Annotated in this window: 13 protein-coding genes and 1 pseudogene; 3 read left to right on the top strand and 11 right to left on the bottom strand. The window is 74.0% G+C overall.

The annotated features are described in order from the left end of the window. Positions 1–461: 461 nt before the first annotated feature. The 3 genes from cobA to cobC are packed head-to-tail and all read right to left on the bottom strand — an operon-like array spanning position 462 to position 3,870. Positions 462–1,709: a uroporphyrinogen-III C-methyltransferase gene (gene cobA / locus ACIBMZ_RS04510; RefSeq protein ID WP_396690923.1), complete on the bottom strand. Its 1,248-nt coding sequence runs from the start codon at positions 1,707–1,709 to the stop codon at positions 462–464. After that, a complete protein-coding gene (gene cobT / locus ACIBMZ_RS04505; protein ID WP_396691033.1) occupies positions 1,706–2,788 on the bottom strand; it encodes a nicotinate-nucleotide--dimethylbenzimidazole phosphoribosyltransferase in 1,083 nt (360 codons plus the stop codon). The genes cobA and cobT overlap by 4 nt, the downstream gene beginning before the upstream one ends. Continuing rightward, positions 2,788–3,870: an Rv2231c family pyridoxal phosphate-dependent protein CobC gene (cobC, locus tag ACIBMZ_RS04500; RefSeq protein ID WP_396690922.1), complete on the bottom strand. Its 1,083-nt coding sequence runs from the start codon at positions 3,868–3,870 to the stop codon at positions 2,788–2,790. The genes cobT and cobC overlap by 1 nt, the downstream gene beginning before the upstream one ends. A gap of 121 nt (positions 3,871–3,991) precedes the next feature. Here cobC and ACIBMZ_RS04495 point away from each other — a divergent pair, with 121 nt between their 5' ends. After that, positions 3,992–6,124 carry a transglycosylase domain-containing protein gene (locus ACIBMZ_RS04495; RefSeq protein ID WP_396690920.1) on the top strand — a complete coding sequence of 711 codons (2,133 nt, stop codon included), beginning with the start codon at positions 3,992–3,994 and terminating at the stop codon, positions 6,122–6,124. A 25-nt stretch (positions 6,125–6,149) separates the two neighbouring features. Here the strand turns inward: ACIBMZ_RS04495 and ACIBMZ_RS04490 are convergent, their stop codons facing one another. After that, the gene (locus tag ACIBMZ_RS04490; protein WP_396690918.1) at positions 6,150–7,607 is read right to left on the bottom strand and encodes a cobyrinate a,c-diamide synthase; all 1,458 of its coding nucleotides are present in this window, start codon (positions 7,605–7,607) and stop codon (positions 6,150–6,152) included. A 237-nt stretch (positions 7,608–7,844) separates the two neighbouring features. Between ACIBMZ_RS04490 and ACIBMZ_RS04485 the strand changes: the two genes are divergently transcribed. Then, positions 7,845–8,696 carry an SURF1 family protein gene (locus ACIBMZ_RS04485; RefSeq protein WP_396690917.1) on the top strand — a complete coding sequence of 284 codons (852 nt, stop codon included), beginning with the start codon at positions 7,845–7,847 and terminating at the stop codon, positions 8,694–8,696. Positions 8,697–8,701: 5 nt separating this feature from the next. On the opposite strand, the gene ACIBMZ_RS04480 is transcribed toward ACIBMZ_RS04485, so the two are convergent. The 4 genes from ACIBMZ_RS04480 to ACIBMZ_RS04465 form a co-directional block, all read right to left on the bottom strand. Then, positions 8,702–10,270, bottom strand: coding sequence for an ATP-dependent DNA ligase (locus tag ACIBMZ_RS04480; protein ID WP_396690915.1), 1,569 nt, complete (start codon positions 10,268–10,270; stop codon positions 8,702–8,704). Positions 10,271–10,333: 63 nt separating this feature from the next. Further along, the gene (locus ACIBMZ_RS04475; protein ID WP_117230950.1) at positions 10,334–10,540 is read right to left on the bottom strand and encodes a hypothetical protein; all 207 of its coding nucleotides are present in this window, start codon (positions 10,538–10,540) and stop codon (positions 10,334–10,336) included. A gap of 63 nt (positions 10,541–10,603) precedes the next feature. Continuing rightward, positions 10,604–11,959 carry a dipeptidase gene (locus tag ACIBMZ_RS04470; protein WP_396691031.1) on the bottom strand — a complete coding sequence of 452 codons (1,356 nt, stop codon included), beginning with the start codon at positions 11,957–11,959 and terminating at the stop codon, positions 10,604–10,606. Positions 11,960–11,970: 11 nt separating this feature from the next. After that, positions 11,971–12,630 carry a uridine kinase gene (locus ACIBMZ_RS04465; protein ID WP_396690913.1) on the bottom strand — a complete coding sequence of 220 codons (660 nt, stop codon included), beginning with the start codon at positions 12,628–12,630 and terminating at the stop codon, positions 11,971–11,973. 93 nt (positions 12,631–12,723) lie between these two features. Here ACIBMZ_RS04465 and ACIBMZ_RS04460 point away from each other — a divergent pair, with 93 nt between their 5' ends. Further along, positions 12,724–13,125 carry a rhodanese-like domain-containing protein gene (locus ACIBMZ_RS04460; RefSeq protein ID WP_396691029.1) on the top strand — a complete coding sequence of 134 codons (402 nt, stop codon included), beginning with the start codon at positions 12,724–12,726 and terminating at the stop codon, positions 13,123–13,125. 58 nt (positions 13,126–13,183) lie between these two features. Here the strand turns inward: ACIBMZ_RS04460 and ACIBMZ_RS04455 are convergent, their stop codons facing one another. The 3 genes and pseudogenes from ACIBMZ_RS04455 to ACIBMZ_RS04445 form a co-directional block, all read right to left on the bottom strand. Continuing rightward, positions 13,184–14,722: a cobyric acid synthase gene (locus ACIBMZ_RS04455; RefSeq protein ID WP_396690911.1), complete on the bottom strand. Its 1,539-nt coding sequence runs from the start codon at positions 14,720–14,722 to the stop codon at positions 13,184–13,186. Beyond that, a complete protein-coding gene (locus tag ACIBMZ_RS04450) occupies positions 14,719–15,705 on the bottom strand; it encodes a cobalamin biosynthesis protein (protein ID WP_396690909.1) in 987 nt (328 codons plus the stop codon). Before ACIBMZ_RS04450 ends, ACIBMZ_RS04455 begins: the two co-directional genes overlap by 4 nt. 617 nt (positions 15,706–16,322) lie before the next feature. Beyond that, a pseudogene (locus tag ACIBMZ_RS04445) lies at positions 16,323–16,761 on the bottom strand (single-stranded DNA-binding protein); the annotation flags it as partial. Between the last annotated feature and the right edge of the window lie 40 nt (positions 16,762–16,801).

The following is a 16,801-nucleotide window of genomic DNA, read 5'->3' as shown; positions in this document are numbered from 1 at the left end:
GTGGTCGCCGCACCCGGCACCAGCGCCCCCCAGACTTTCCTCGACAAGGGGAAGCAAGAACGCCGCCGGCCGGCACCCGCAACCTGGGGTGCCGGCCGGCGGCGTCTCCCGTGCCTGCGAGATGCGGCACCGCGCGGGGGTGGGAGGTGAGGAGGGGACCCTTCCTCTACACCAGGCGTTAGCGGGGGACCCCTCCTTACAAAACAACCCCACCGCGCAACCCCGCCGCGCAGACCTGCCCACCACGCGAACAGACCCCGAGCGAGCCCACAGCGAACGGGAACAACGAGCGGTGGAGCGTCGTTGTATCGGGCGTCGGTGTGATCCAGTGTCCCCGGGCCTCACCTAAATTGCCGTCGCGGAATACCGTTCGGCTGGAGCCGCGTCGCGCCACTCGCCGAGAGGCGACCTGCACACCGACCTGCTGGCCGGCACCCCTCGGGGTGCCGGCCGGTCGTGTTTCAGTCGGACAGGTCGAGGGCGGTTACCACGTCACCGAGTACGACCACGGCGGGCGGGCGCAGTCCTGCGTCGGCCACGGCGGCGGCTACCTCGCCGAGCGGGGCGCGTACGACCCGCTCCGAGCCGGTGGTGGCTTCCTGGATCACGGCCGCCGGGGTGTCGGCCGGTCGGCCGTGCGCCAGCAGAGTGGCGGTGATCTTCGGCAGGTTCTTGAGCCCCATCAGGATCACCAGCGTGCCCCGGAGACCGGCCAGGGCCTCCCAACGCACCAGCGAGTCCGGCGAGTCGGGCGCGACATGGCCGGACACCACCGTGAACTCGTGGGCCACGCCCCGGTGGGTTACCGGGACGCCGGCCGCTGCGGGGGCGGCGATGGAGCTGGTCACGCCGGGCACCACGGTCACCGGTACGCCAGCCTCCGCGCAGGCCAGCAGTTCCTCACCGCCACGGCCGAAGACGTACGGGTCGCCGCCCTTGAGCCGGACCACGAAGGCCCCGGCCCGTGCCCGGTCGACCAGGATCTGGTTGATCTCCTCCTGGGTACGGGACGGGCCGTACGGGATCTTGGAGGCGTCCACCAGTTCCACGCCGGTGCGCAGTTCGTCGAGCAGCAGGCCGGGCACCAGCCGGTCGGCGACCACGACGTCTGCCTCGGTGAGCAGCCGCCAGCCCTTGAGCGTGATCAGTTCGGCGTCGCCCGGCCCCGCACCGACAAGGGCGACCTCGCCGCCTCGACCCGTCCGGGTGTTAACAAGGGGCCCTTCCTCTACCTGAGGCGTTAGTAAGGTGCCCTTCCTTACGTGCAGGAGGGTGCGGATGGCGTCTCGGACGGTCATCGCGCGGTGCGGGTCGCCGCCGCCGAGGACGCCCACGGTGACCGGGCCGTGCCGGGTCACCGCCGGGGTCCAGGCGGTCGCCGCCTCGCGGTCGTCGGCGCGTACGCAGAAGATCCGCCGCTCGGCGGCGGCGGCGCTGACCGTGGCGGCGGCGACCGGATCGTCGATGGCGACCTGCACCAGCCAGGCGCCGTCGAGGTCCTCGGGGACGAAGCGGCGCTCTGCCCAGCGCAGCCGTCCGGCGTCGGCGTGGGCGCGCAGTGCCGGACTGATCTCGGGCGTCACCAGCAGCACGTCCGCGCCGGCGTCGAGCAGGGCGGGTACCCGGCGGGTGGCCACCGTTCCCCCGCCGACCACGACCACCGGCAGGCCGGCCAGGCGCAGTCCGAGCGGGTAGGGGTTCACGCTCACTTCTCGGCCACCCCGGCCGAGTCGAAGGTGGCGACCTCGTGCAGCACCCGGGCCGCGCCGGTGACCACGGGCAGGGCCAGCAGGGCGCCGGTGCCCTCGCCCAGCCGCAGGCCGAGGTCGATCAGCGGGGCCAGGCCGAGTCGGCGCAGCGCGACGGTGGCGCCCGGCTCGGCGGAGCGGTGTCCGGCGATCATCGCGCCGACCGCGTCGGGGGCGAGCGCCGCGGCGACGAGTGCGGCGGAGACCGCGATCACGCCGTCCAGCAGCACCGGTACGCGTTGCGCGGCGGCGCCGAGCACGAACCCGGTCAGGGCGGCGTGCTCCAGCCCGCCGACGGCGGCGAGCACTCCCAGTGGGTCGTCCGGGTCGGGGGCGTGTCGGTGCAGCGCGGCCCGCACCACCTCGATCTTGTGCTGGTACGTCGGGTCGTCCACGCCGGTGCCCCGGCCGGTCGCCTCGGCGGCGTCGACGCCGGTGAGGGCGGCGATGAGCGCGGCGGCCGGTGTGGTGTTGCCGATGCCCATGTCCCCGGTGAGCAGGATCCTCGCGCCCGCGTCGATCAGCTCTCCGGCGACCCGGATGCCGACCTCGATCGCCGCCGTGGCCTCCTCGCGGGTCAGCGCGGCGGTGACGGTCAGGTCGCGGGTGCCTCGGCGTACCGGGGCGGTGACGAGTCGGGGCAGGCCGTTGTTGGTGTCCGCGTCGGTCGGGTCGGGGGCGGGCAGCGGGGTGGCCACCCCGACGTCGACCACGGTGACCGAGGCACCGGCCTGCCGGGCGAACGCGTTGACGACGGCGCCGCCGGCCAGGAAGTTGCCGACCATCTGCCCGGTGACCTCCTGCGGCCAGGGGCTGACCCGTTGGGCGTGCACGCCGTGGTCTCCGGCGAAGATCGCCACTGCGGCCGGGGTCGGCAGCGGCGGCGGGCAGGTGCCGGCCAGGCCGGCGAGGCGGACGGACAGCTCCTCCAGGGCGCCGAGCGAGCCGGCCGGCTTGGTCAGCCGGGCCTGCAACTGGCGGGCCGCGGTCATCGCCGGCTCGTCGAGCGGGCCGATCGCCGCGATGGTGGTCTCCAGCATCATGCCTCCAGGATCCCCGCCAGCACCTCGATGAACGCGTCCGTGGTCGCCCGATCCCGTACGGCGATCCGCAGCCAGTCTGGTCCGAGTCCGGGGAAGGTGTCGCCCCGACGTACCGCCCAGCCGTGTTCGCGCAGGTCGGCGCGGAGCCGGTCGGCACCGGGCCGGTGCACGAGGACGAAGGCGCTGGCCGGGCGGCCGGCGACGCGTACGCCGGGCAGGGTCGACAGCCGGTCGACCAGGTGGGCGCGGTCGGCGGCGAGTTGTGCGGCGATGGCGCGTTCGGCCTGGACCGCGACGTCGGTGGCGCAGGCGGACGCGGCGGCCAGGGCGGGGGTGGCGACCGCCCAGAGCGGCTGTACGGCGGCGAGCCGTGCCAGCAGCGTCGCCTCGCCGAGCAGGTAGCCGATCCGGAGTCCGGCGAGTCCCCAGGTCTTGGTGAGGCTGCGGACGACCAGCAGCCCGGGCAGGTCACGCCGGGCGGCCAGCGACTCGGGTTCGCCGGGTACGTCGGGCGCGGCGGTGGTGTCGGCGAACGCCTCGTCGATCACCAGGACCCGGCCGGGGCGGGCCAGGGCGGCCAGGTCGGCGGCGGGGTGCAGGACCGAGGTGGGGTTGGTCGGGTTGCCGATCATGACGAGGTCGGCGTCGGCCGGGATCCGGTCGGGGTGCAGCCGGAAGTCGTCGGCCGCGTCGAGCAGGACCCGCTCCACGGTGTGCCCGGCGGCCCGCAGCGCGGCCTCCGGTTCGGTGAACTGCGGGTGCACCACCACCGGTCGGCGTACCCCGCGCAGCGCCTGGGCCAGTAGCACGAAGCCCTCGGCGGCACCGGCGGTGAGCAGCACCTCCTCCGGCGGGCGGCGATGTCGGGCGGCGACGGCGGCGCGGGCCGGACGCGGGTCCGGGTAGCCGGCGAGGTCGGCCAGGGTGGCTCTGATCGGGTCGGCCAGCCAGGTCGGCATCGGGGCGCGCCGGACGTTGACGGCGAGGTCGACCAGGCCGTCGCCGACCTCCGCGTCACCGTGGTGCGCGAGGTCGGGTCCGGGGGTCGGGTGGGACGCTCCGGTGAGCGGACCGTGCATGCCCGCGATCCTGCCGGGAAGGCGGCGCGGGCGACAGCAGCGGGTGGCGTGCTCCGCATCACCACTGATCACTTCATGAGTATTTCTCATGTACGAATCGGAAATGTCATAACTTGTCGGTGTGAGTAATCGACCCCTTGCCGCCGCAGGTCGACTCGTTCCTCTCCTCCGCGCCGGGCTGATCGCCGGTGTCGTCGTCGCCGCCGTCGCGTACCCCGTGGTCGCCGTGACCGGCCTCGGCGCCAAGGCCACCGCGCACGCCGTGGAGAGCAAGACCCGCCTGCTGGCCACCGCCCTGCCCGCCGAGACCTCCTACCTGTACGCGCCCGACGGCAAGACCCTGCTGACCATGTTCTTCGAGGAGTACCGGCAGTACACCAAGGTGGCCGACATCTCCCCGCACATGCAGCAGGCGATCGTCGCCGCCGAGGACAACCGCTTCTACCAGCACCACGGCGTCGACCCGAAGGGCGTCGGCCGTGCCTTCGTGGCCAACGCCCGCTCCAGCGGCGTCTCCCAGGGCGCCTCCACGCTGACCATGCAGTACGTGCGGATGGCGCTGCGGGACAGCGCCACCACGCCCAAGGAGGTGCAGGAGGCCACCGCGCAGACGCCGATCCGCAAGGTCAAGGAGATGCGGATGGCGGTCGACCTGGAGAAGGAGTTGAGCAAGGAGGAGATCCTGGAGCGCTACCTCAACTCGGCGTACTTCGGTCACCGCGCGTACGGCATCTACGCCGCCAGCGAGATCTTCTTCTCCAAGACGCCGAAGGAACTCACCCCGGTCGAGGCGGCCACCCTCGCCGGTCTGGTGAAGTCCCCGTCGCAGTACGACCCGGCCAGCTCGGACCAGAAGGACGCCACCACGCGGCGCAACTACGTGCTCGACAACATGGCGCGGCTGGGCTACCTGTCGCCGAACGCCGCCCAGGCGGCCAAGGGCGAGCCGATCCGGCTGCGGTTGACCTACCCGCCCAACGACTGCGCGGCGGTGCCGGAGAAGTGGAACAGTTGGGGCTTCCTCTGCGACTACCTCAAGAACTGGTGGAGCGCCCAGCCCGCGTTCGGCAAGAACCGCCTGGAACGCCTGGACAAGCTGCGGCGGGGCGGCTACCGCATCGTGCTCAGCATGGATCCGAAGGTCCAGGAGGCGGCGGAGAAGAACGTCGGCACCGAGGGCAACACCGGCAGCCCGTTCGCCAACGGCATCGTGGTCTCCGAGCCGGGCACCGGCCGGGTCAAGGCGATGGCGGTGAACCGTACCTACTCGCTGAAGGTGGACGAGAACCCGCTCAGCTCCAACCCGGAGGCGGGCCCGAACGTCCGGGCCAACTACCCGAACACGGTGGCGCCGCTGATGGGCGGCGGTGACCTGCCGGGCTACCAGGCCGGGTCGACGTTCAAGATGTTCCCGATGCTGGCCGCGCTGGACGCCGGCATGACGCTGAACACCACCTTCAACGCGCCGCACAGCTACCGCTCCGAGATCTACGACGGCTGGCAGCCCTCCAACGCCAGCGGCGCGATGAGCGGTACGCAGACCATGTGGTCCGGCTTCGGCAAGTCGGTGAACACCTACTTCGTCTGGCTGGAGGAGCAGGTCGGGGCGGAGAAGGCCGTCCGGCTCGCCGAGCAGTTGGGGCTGCGCTGGCGTACCGACGTGGACCGCGACCACGCCTCACCGGCGAAGGCGAACAAGTGGGGCGCGTTCACGCTCGGCGTCTCCGACGCCACCCCGCTGGAGATGGCCAACGCGTACGCGGCCATCGCCGCCGACGGGCGCTACTGCGAGGCGATCCCGGTGAACGCGATCTACAACCGGGACGGCACGCCCGCGATGTTCACCACCCCGGGCGGCATCCAACGCGAGATCGCCAAGCCGCGCTGCCGCCAGGTGGTCGACGCCGACGCGGCACGGGCCGCGACCGACGCGGCACGCTGTCCCACCGGGGACACCCCGGCCAGGGGAAGCTGCGGTGGCTGGTCGACCGCGGACAGCGTGCGCGGCACGGTGGGCCGCCCGGTGGCCGGCAAGACCGGTACCACGGACAGCACCCGGTCGGCCTGGTTCGTCGGCTACACCCCGGAACTGGCCGCGGCCAGCTTCATCTCCGATCCGGACAACCCGTTCAACGCGGTCGGCGACGGTCAGTCGCAGATCCCGATCGCGGCGGTGTCGAACACGCTCCGCGACGCCCTCAAGGGCACCCCGACGCGGGACTTCGTACCGCCGTCGGACCGGATAGTCGGCTGAGGACCGGCACACGCCGGAGCGCCGCTCAGGCCGGCGCTCCGGCGGCCGGTTCGGCTGCCACCACACTGGCCGGCGCGATCGGGACACCCAGGTCGGGACCGGCCGGAATCGCGGCCGGCTCGGTGGCCGCGGCGGCGACCAGGCGCGCGCCGATCCGGGGGTACGCGGCCCAGTGCGGGACGAGTTGGGAGGCGTGCACGCCGCGCCAGACGAAGCCCTCCGGCGCGCCACCCGCCCAGCCCCACGCCGGACGTGGCCCACCCCGCGGGGTGAGCACCGCACGGTGTTCCTTGTGCCCGGTCACCACCTCGCCCCGGTTCGCCACCACGCTGTCGCTCTGGGCGGTCGCCTCGCGGTAGCCGACCACCAGACCGTCCCGGATGCTGCCGATCGCGTCGAGCACGCCGCACATCGGCAACCCGTCGAGTTCCCGGGCCAGCCAGAGCAGCCCGGTCCCCTCGGCGACGACCGGCCGACCGGTACGCGCCAACTCGGCCACCGCGATGCAGAGCCGCCGGTTGGCGGAGAGCTGCGCGGCGTACGACTCGGGCAGCGCGCCGCCGACCACCAGCGCCCGGGTGCCGGTCGGCAGCACCTCGTCGACGAACGGGTCGAGCGTCACCACCTCGGCACCGGCGGCGCGCAGCAGCTCGGCGGTCTCGGCGTGGCTGAAACTGCCGCCCGGTCCACCGGCCACCGCGACCAGAGGGCGTCCGGCACCGGCCGGCAGCGGCGGGGCGACGGCCTCCTCCGGCTGCGGCGACCACGGCGACACCGCCAGTTCGGGGGCCGACCGGGCCAGCCCGAGCAGTCGTTCCAGGTCGACGGTGGCGGCCACCGCCTCACCGAGTCGGCGGACCGCCCGGGTGGCCTCGCCGCCCTTCTCCAGCACCGGCATCACCCCGTGCCGTCGACTCGGCAGCACGGCCGGCAGGTCCTGGCGACGCAGCGCGCCGTAGACGGGTACGCCGATGTCGTCGAGCGCCTCGCGCAGCAGCGTCTCGTGCCGGGCCGAGGCCACCCGGTTGAGGATCACGCCACCGATCCAGAGCTGCTCGTCGTAGGCCCGGAAGCCGTGCACCAGGGCGGCCACCGACTGACCCATCGCCGCGACGTCGACCACCATCACGACCGGGCTGCGCAGAGCGGTGGCGACCGCCGCGGTCGACTCGGTCTCGCAGCGTCCGCTGAGGCTGTCGTAGAGGCCCATGCTGCCCTGCACCACGGCGAGCCCGGTGTCGGCGGCACCGTGCAGCAGCAGCGGCGCGAGCCGGTCGGTGCCCATCAGCCGGGGGTCGAGGGTGCGTCCGGGTCGACCGGCGGCGAGCCCGAGGTAGGCGGCGTCGACCGGATCCGGACCGATCTTGAACCCGGCCACGTCGAGGCCGCGGTCGGCGAACGCGGCGAGGATGCCGATCGCCAACGCGTTCTTGCCGTGCCCCGACGAGGGGGCACTGAGCACCAGACGCGGCACGACGGTCATCATCGACTCCTCGCGAGCGGAGAGCGCGCCGACCGTCGGCGCGCCCCGTGCGCGTGACGATAACCCACGCCGGACGCCCGTAGGCGCCGCCCGGCGTCCCGATCCGCTTCGATCCGCCCGACCGGAGCGGACCGCCCCGGAGCCGACACGCTCCGTCGTCGACCGGCCCGTCTCCCGGCCGTCACGTCGACCGGCGGGGCGGCGCAGTGGCGCCCGTCATACGGGTAGCCTCGTGGCGTGTACCGGTTCCTGCTGACACCGCGCTGGCTGGGCATCCTCGCGCTGACCCTGGTCCTCGCCTCGATCATGGTGATGCTCGGCAACTGGCAACTGGACCGCTACCACGGTCGGACGGCGGTCAACGAGCGCATCGACGCCGGCCTACGGATGGACCCGGTGCCGTTGCGTGAGGCGGTGCCCGCGCCGAGCGGTGGCCCCGGCAGCGTCGGCCCGGCACCGGCCGAGGACCGGACCTTCATCCGGGTGATCGCCACCGGCCGGTACGACACCGACAACGTGGTCCTCGTCCGGGGCCGGACGGTGGACAGCAAGGTCGGCTTCGAGGTGCTCACCCCCCTGGTGCTGGCCGACGGCACCGCCGTCCTGGTCAACCGGGGCTGGATCCCACCGGCGCCGGGCGGGGCGATGGCGCAGCCCGAGGTGCCGGCGACACCGCCCGGTGAGGTGACCGTCGAGGGCCGGGTGCACGCCAGCGAGAGCGGCTCCGGGAACGTGGCCCGCCGCGAGGGCCGGTTGGAGACCCGTCGGGTCGCCGTTCCGCAGCTCGCCGCGCAGATGCCGTACCCGGTGCACGGGGCGTACGTGCTGCTCGACGAGCAGACCCCGGCCGCCGACCCGGTGTTCCGGGCGGTGCCGGTGGGGCACGCCAACAACTGGCAGAACCTCGGGTACGTGGTGCAGTGGTGGATCTTCGCGGCGATGACGCTGTTCGGCTACGGCTGGATCGCCCGCCGGGAGGCCCGCCGACTGGCCGGGATCAGCGACGACGACCGTCCCCGCGACCGGGCCGCCGACCCGGTACCGAGCAGCTCCGCCGCGAGCAGCTCTGCCCCGACCAGCCCGGCCTGAGCCGGTCAGCCGCCCGCGCGGCCGGCGTGGATGGCGCGTACGGCGTCGATGGTGTCGGCCTCGGCGGCGGTCTTGTCGTCGCGGTAGCGGACCACCCGGGCGAACCGGAGCGCCACCCCACCCGGATAGCGTGAGCTGGTCTGCACCCCGTCGAAGGCGATCTCCACGACCTGCTCGGGCCGGACCCGCACCAGCCAGTCCCCGCGCTCCACGGCGAGCTCCAGGAAGCGTTCGGTCTGCCAGCGCAACAGCTCGTCGGTGAGCCCCTTGAAGGTCTTGCCGAGCATCACGAACCCGCCGGTGGCCGGATCACGCGCACCGAGGTGCAGGTTCGACAGCCAGCCGCTGCGCCGGCCACTGCCCCACTCCACGCCGAGCACCACCAGGTCGAGGGTGTGTCGGGGCTTCACCTTCACCCAGGCCGCACCGCGCCGACCCGCGTCGTAGGGTGCGTCGGGCGACTTCACCACGACGCCCTCCTGCCCGGCGTCGAGCGCGGCGGCGAACGCCGCGCCGGCCTGCTCCGGCCCGTCCACCTCGATCCGCCCGACCAGCACCGACGCGTCGACCGTGGCGGCGAGCGCGGCCCACCGCTCGCGGCCGGGCAGGTCGATCAGATCCGTGCCGTCGAGGTGCAGCAGGTCGAAGAAGTACGGCGTGAGCACGGTCTCGCCGGTCCGGGCGGCGGCGGCACGGACCGCCGGAGCGACGGACGCCCCGCCGCCCCGCCGGGCGGCGGCACTCGACGTCTGCTGGAACGGCAGCGGTCGGCCGGTGGCGTCCAGCCCGATCGCCTCCCCGTCGAGCACCAGCTCGCGGGCGGGCAGGGCGCGGACGGCGGCGACCACCTCCGGCACCCGGCCGGTGATCTCGTCGAGGCTGCGGGTGAACACGGCGATGTCGTCGCCGCTGCGGTGCACCTGGATGCGGATGCCGTCCAGTTTCACGTCGACCACGGCGGGGGTGCCGGTGGCGGTGAGCGCCTCGTCGACCGTGGCGGCGCTCTGCGCCAGCATCGGGGCGAGCGGTCGCCCGACCCGCAACCCGAACTCGGCCAGTGCCGGGGCACCGCCGTCGAGCGCGGCCACCGCGACCGCCCGCAGGTCACCGGCGAGCAGCAGGGCCCGGCGTACCGCGCCGACCGGCACCTCGGCGGCCCGGGCGATCGCGTCGGCCAGCAGCCCGGCCTGGGCGCCCTGCCGCAGTTCGCCGAGGAAGAGGCCGGTCAGCACGCGCTGCTCCTCGGTGGTGGCGGCGGTGTAGAGCGCGGCCACCAGATCGCGGCGGCGGGCCTGCGAGCCCGCGCCGTGCACCGCGGCGATCTCGTCGATGGCCGCGTCGACCCCGGCCACGGTCAGCGTCGCCTCGGCCGCCGGTGGTGGCAGGTCGCGCAGTGCGGCCCAGCCGACTCCGGTCTGTCGTTGGCGCAGCTCGCCCGCGAGCCAACCGGCTCCGGCCGCCACCTCGTCCGGGTCCAGCCGGCGCAGGGCGTCGGCGAGCAGCTCGACCTTGGCCCGTCGGCCGCTGACGGCACCGACGGCTGCGGAGGTGGCAGCCAGGTCGAGGAAACGCACGTCCTCATCCTGCCAGCCACCCCCGACAGCGGGTGTCACCTGCGCGGGAGCTGCTCCGGCGGGTCAGGCCGGGACCGGCTCCTCGACCCGCAGACCGCGCGCGCGGACCTCCTCGGCGATGCGGGACAACGACGCGTCCACGGCGACCAGAGCGGCGGACAGCTCGGCGAGCTGTTCCTTGAGCGTGGCCTCGGGCCACGCGGAGACGTCGACGTCCCCCAGAGCGCTGACGGCGGCCTCCAGACGGGCCATCACCTCGTTCGTACGCATGTTCGAGAGGCTACAACAGCCGCGCGTCCGACACGCCGGAAACAGCCACCATTCGCGCGAAAGTCACCGAGTCGGTGCCGTGCCCGCCTCGGCCACCTTGGCCAGCAACAACGCCTCCGCCAGGCAGACCCGGGCGAACTCGCCCAGGTGCAGGCTCTCGTTCGGCCCGTGCGCCCGCGCGTGCGGGTCCTCCACCCCGGTCACCAGGATCGCGGCCTGCGGGAACATCTCCTGGAAGGTGGCGATGAACGGGATCGACCCGCCGACGCCGATGTCCACCGGATCGGTGCCCTCCCAGGCGGCGCGGAAGGCCGCGCGGACCGCGTCGTAGACCGGGCCGGAGGCGTCGATGACGCAGGGCGCGCCGTCGTGCTCGAAGGTGACGTCGACCTGGGCGCCCCACGGCGCGTACCGCTCCAGGTGGTCACGCAGCGCGAGGTACGCCTGCTTCGGCTCGTCGCCCGGCGCCAGCCGCAGGCTCAGCTTCGCCTTGGCGGCCGGCACCAGCGCGTTCGGCGCCTCGGCGGTGGCCGGGGCGTCGATGCCGAGCACGGCCAGCGCGGGCCGCGTCCAGAGCCGGTCGGTGATCCGGCCGGAGCCGATCAGGCGTACGCCCTCGGCGAGCCCCGCCTCGGCCCGGAACCGGTCCTCGGGGTAGTCGACGCTCGCCTCGTCCCGGCCGACCAGCCCCTCCACCACCACGTTCCCGGCCTCGTCGTGCAGCGTGGCCAGCAACCGGACCAGCGTGGTGAGCGCGTCCGGCACCGCTCCGCCGAACATGCCGCTGTGCACGGCGTGGTCCAGGGTGCGCACCTCGACGAAGCAGTTGACGATGCCGCGCAGCGAGGTGGTCAGCGCCGGTACGCCGACGTCCCAGTTGGTCGAGTCGGCGATCACGATGACGTCCGAGGCGATCGTCTCGCGGTGGTCGGCGAGCAACTGCTCCAGCGAGTCGGAGCCGTACTCCTCCTCCCCCTCGACGAACAGCACCACGCCGACGGGTAGGCGGTCGCCGAAGGCCCGCAACGCGGCGACGTGCGCCATGATGCCGGCCTTGTCGTCGGCGGCACCCCGGGCATAGAGCCGCCCGTTTCGCTCGACCGGCTCGAACGGGTCGGACTCCCACAGCGTCCGGTCCCCGACCGGCTGCACGTCGTGGTGGGCGTAGAGCATGACGGTGGGCGCGCCGGGCGGGGCCGCCCTACGGCCGATCACCGCAGGCTGGCCGCCGGCCCGCACGATCTCGACGTCGAGACCGCAGCCGCGCAGCAGCTCGGCCACCGCCTCGGCGGAGCGCTCCACGTGCGAGTGGTCGAATCCCTCGAAGGCGATGCCCGGGATACGGACGAGGCGTTCCAGGTCGGCCCGGACGCCGGGCAGTTCCCGGGTCACGGCCTCCCGCAACTCGGACTCGGTCATGATCGGTGAGGTCATGACCGGCATGGTATGCCGCCCCGACCTGCGGTTCCCGGCCGAGCCAGATAGTAGTGACGGTCATCGTGCGGCAACCCGGGGTCACCGTCGACCACCAGATCGGCCCGCGCCTGCGTGTCGTCGGCGGCGAAGTGCGCCTGCTCGGTGTCGTGCCACCGGCGCAGCTCCGGCAGGATCTCCGGGCCGTCGCGCGCCACCGCGCGGGCCAGTCGCAGCGGTCGCGGGGCGGTGACGAAGACGGCGAGCGTCAGATCCGGACCGGCGGCGGCCCGGGACGTGCTGACCCCCTCGACGATCAGCACCGACGCCACCGGCACCGACACCGGCTCGGGCCGGAAACATCCGCGCACCCAGTCGTAGCGCCGATACGACCCGGCCCGGCCGGACCGCACCGGCCGCAACACGTCACGCTCCAGCCGGGCCCAGAAGGTGAGCTGGTCGTCCCACCCGTCGAGCAGGTCGTCGGTGTGCACCACCGGCGGTCGTACCGCCTCCGGCCCGAGGCCGTCGAGCGCGTCGGCCAGGCACGCGGCGAACAGCGTCTTGCCCGCCCCACTCGGCCCGTCCACGGCCACCAGCCGGGTACGCCCCAACCGGGCCGGTGCCGCCAGCACCCGCCTCGCCAGCCCGGCGTACGACTCGAAGACCACCACCACGGACACCGACGTTACCGATCGGGTTGTCCCGCACCGCTTCGGACCGCGCGGCGGAGCGCCGCACGGCATGATCGTGCCGTGTCCCATTCCGTGATGAGTCCCGGCGTCGAGGCGTTGCTGGAGCAGGCCCGCTCGGGCATGAACCGGCTGACCCCACAGGAGACGGTGCGGGCCGCCGCCCGGGGTGCCCTCGTGATCGACACCCGCACCGACGGGCAGCGGCGGGAACAGGGCGACCTGCCCGGCGTCATCGTGATCGACCGGACCGTCCTGGAATGGCGGCTGGACCCGGCCAGCGACTGGCGCATCCCCGAGGCCACCAGCTACGACATGGAGGTCGTCGTGGTGTGCCGCCAGGGTTACAGCTCCAGCCTGGCGGCGGCCAGCCTGCGCGCCCTCGGGTTGCACAAGGCGACCGACATGATCGGCGGCGTGGAGGCGTGGCGCTCGGCCGGAATGCCCATCTCCGACCAGCCCGCCGACGTCCGCTACTGATTCACCGCACCGCCGGTGCCGGGCGACGACCTCGCCGCGATTGGTGCGAGCGGTGGCGCTAGCCGGGCACGCCGGGCGGGATGAACGGCAGGTCGGCCGGTGGGCCGGACTCGACGAGCCGACGCAGGGCGGCGGTGTCCAGGTGTTCCTCGACCAGGTCGCCGAGCAGGTCGAGGGTGTGTTCGCGGGCGGCGGCGAAGGAGGTGTCCGGGGCGACCCGGAAGCCGGTCCGACCGGCCATCCGAGCGGCCCGGTCGAGGAACCAGCGGCGGAACTCGTCGGACTCGAAGGTGCCGTGCCAGTGCGTACCGTGCACCACCCCCGACACCATCCCCTCGCCGGCACCGGTCGTGTCCCACAGCAGCGGGATCGCCTCCGGGTCGGTGGCGGAGACGTACCCGTGGTGGATCTCGTAGCCCCGGACCGGAAGCTCCCCGGCGGCGGTGCCGACCGCCTGGCGGACGGTCTTGCGCGGGTCGAAGGTGATCTCGATGGGCAGCAGTCCGAGGCCGTCGACGCTGCCCCGGCGGCTCTCCACCGGGTCGTGGATGGCCCGGGCCAGCATCTGGAAACCGCCGCAGATGCCGAGCAGCGGCCGACCGGCCGCCACGTGCGCGGTGACCGCGTCGGCGAGGCCGGTCTCGCGCAGCCAGGCCAGGTCGGCCACGGTCGACTTGGACCCGGGCAGCACGACCAGGTCGGCGGCGGCCAGTTCGGCCGGTTCGACGGTCAACCGGACCCGCACGCCGGGCTCGGTGGCGAGCGCCTCCACGTCGGTGGCGTTGCTGATCCGGGGTAGCCGCACCACCGCCACGTCGAGCCACTCGGTGCCGCGCGGGGCGGCCGGGCGGCCGAGCACCCGGCCGTAGGCGAGCGAGTCCTCGGCGTCCAGCCACAGGTCCAGCGCCCAGGGCAGGACGCCGTACGTCGGGCGGCCGGTGAGCTGCCGCAGCGTGTCCAGCCCGGGAGCCAGCAGACCGAGGTCACCTCGGAACTTGTTGACCACGAAACCCGCGATCAGGGCCTGGTCGGCGGGTTCGAGCAGGGCCAGCGTGCCGAACATGGCGGCGAACACGCCGCCCCGGTCGATGTCGCCGACCACGATCGTCGGGAACCCGGCGTGCCGGGCCAGCCCCATGTTGACGTAGTCGCCGTCACGCAGGTTGATCTCCGCCGGGCTGCCCGCCCCCTCGCAGATCACCACGTCGTACGCGGACCGTAACTCGGCCAGCGCCGCGTACGCGGTCTCGGACAACCGGGGACGCAGGGTCCGGAACGAGCCGGCGGTCATCGTGTCGACCGCCTCGCCCAACAGCACCACCTGACTGCTCAGGTCGCTACCCGGCTTGAGCAGCACCGGATTGAACCGCAGGTCCGGGGCGAGCCCGCAGGCCGCCGCCTGCATCGCCTGCGCCCGCCCGATCTCACCGCCCCGGCCGTCCGGCCCGACGACCACGGCCGAGTTGTTCGACATGTTCTGCGCCTTGAACGGCGCCACCCGGACGCCCTCCCGGTGCAGCCAGCGGCAGATGCCGGCGGTGAGCACGCTCTTGCCGGCGTCGGAGGTGGTCCCGGCGACCAGCAGGCCACCGCTCACCGCACGCCCGCGAGTCGTCGGGCCACCGCGCCGACCAGCCGACCGACGGTCACCGGATACACCGCCGCGAGGCCCAGCGCGGCCAGGCCGACCGCACCGGAGATCCGGGCGGCCCGAGGCAGGTGCCGGGCCTCCGGACGGGGACCGTCACCGAGGAACGGCCGCACCTCGGACCGACCGAAGTAGACGTTGCGCCCACCGAGCCGGACGCCCAACGCGCCGGCCATCGCCGACTCGCACTGCCCGGCGTTGGGGCTCGGGTGGTCGGCGCGGTCCCGACGCCACACCCGCCAGGCCCGCTCCCGGTCGCCCTTGCCGGCCGGGGCCAGCGCGACGGTCAGCAGGCCGGTCAGCCGGGCCGGCGCCAGGTTCAGCAGGTCGTCGAGCCGGGCGGCCGGGGTGCCGAACCGGGCGTAGCGCGCGTTGCGGTGACCGACCATCGCGTCGAGGGTGTTCACCGCCCGGTAGCCGAGCAGGCCCGGCAGCCCGGCCACGGCACCCCAGAACAGCGGGGCGACCACGGCGTCCGAGGTGTTCTCGGCCACCGACTCGACCGTGGCCCGGGCCAGTTCCGACTCGTCGAGGGTCGACGGGTCCCGGCCACACAGGTGCCCGAGCCGCGCCCGGGCGGCCGGCAGGTCGCCGCCGCGCAGCGCCCGTCCCATGGTCCGCGCCTCGCGCCGCAGGCTCTGCCCGCCCAGCACCGCGAACGTGCCACCGGCCACCAGCACCGCGCGGGCCAGCGGTTGCCGCCGCGTCGCGTACGTGAGGGCGGCCCCGGCCAGCACCGGACCCCCGACACAGAGCGCGGTGTGGGTGCCACCGGCCAGGCGGTGCGGCCGATAGAGCCGACGTTCCAGGGCGGCGGCGGCCCGGCCGAAGCCGGCTACGGGATGGCCGCGACGCGGGTCACCGAAGTACGCGTCCAACGCGTACCCGGCGACGAGTCCCGCCGCGTTCGCCACCGCACCCGCGTGTCGCACCCGCACCACCTCCGGCCGGCCAGCCTAGCCGAGCCCGGCCACCGCAACCGCCGCTCGACCGAGCCGCCCAGGTCAGACGGGCTGCGGCGCGCGACCCCGCCCGCGTCGGCCACGCCCGGTCACCGTCCCGCCGGTGCCGGACTCGGCCGGAACGTCCGGCGAGGCCGTCGTCGACTCCGCGACGTCGCCGCCCATCTCGCCGGACTCGGACCCACCCGGCGTGCCGTCACCCGTGCCCGGGAGATCGCCCGTGGGCGAGAAGCCGTCCGAGCCCGGGAGATCGCCCGCGAGGCCGCCCGCGATCCGGAGGTCGCCCGTGCCGGAGAAGCCGTCCGCCCCGGTGCCACCGCCCATGCCGGAAAGGCCGTCCGCCCCGCCGACGTCGCCCGTGCCGGGCAGGTCGTCGAAGGGGTCGGGCGGCAGGAGGTCGGCGGCGAGCCGTCGCCGTTGCGCGGTGACCGACGACGGGTCCGAGCCGCCGGGCCGGTCGCTGCGGTCGGGCAGGCCGACGCCGCCCAGGTGCTGCGGGTAGCCGCTGCCCGCCGGGACGTACTCGGACAGCTCGAAGTCGTCGTCGAGCGCCCCGTCCTCGGGCAGGGCGGGCGCGTCGTCGTCCGACACCGGCTCGGTCGGCTCGCCGTGCACCCGCTGCTCGGCCTCGGCGTCGGAGACGGTGCTGGTCGCCAGGTTCGGCTTGTTGCGCAGGAAGCGCCCGCGCCCCCGGGACAGGTCGTGTCCCACCGCCACCGCCTCCAGCTCGTAGAGGGTGCGGTGGTTGCCGGCGTCGTCGGTCCAGTCGCGGGTGTAGAGGCGACCGCAGACCACCACGGGGTCACCGACCATCACCGACGAGGCCACTCCCTCGGCGAGCTTGCGCCAGCAGTTGACGCGTACGCGCAGGCTGTTGCCGTCCACCCACCGCCCGCTGTCCCGGTCGAGGCGGCGGGCGGTGGAGGCGACCTTGAAGTTGGCCACCAGGGTGTTGCTCTGCGTGGTGCGACGCCACTCGGGGGCCGTCAGGACATTCCCGACGACGGTCACGTAGGTGTCGAACATCGTTCCTCCAGCGGAGATCCGGATCGGCTGGTACCGACTC

Origin of the sequence: Micromonospora sp. NPDC049900, assembly GCF_044461025.1 — a bacterium.
GTDB lineage: Bacteria > Actinomycetota > Actinomycetes > Mycobacteriales > Micromonosporaceae > Micromonospora.
This window is presented reverse-complemented; position numbering and strand designations above follow the sequence as displayed.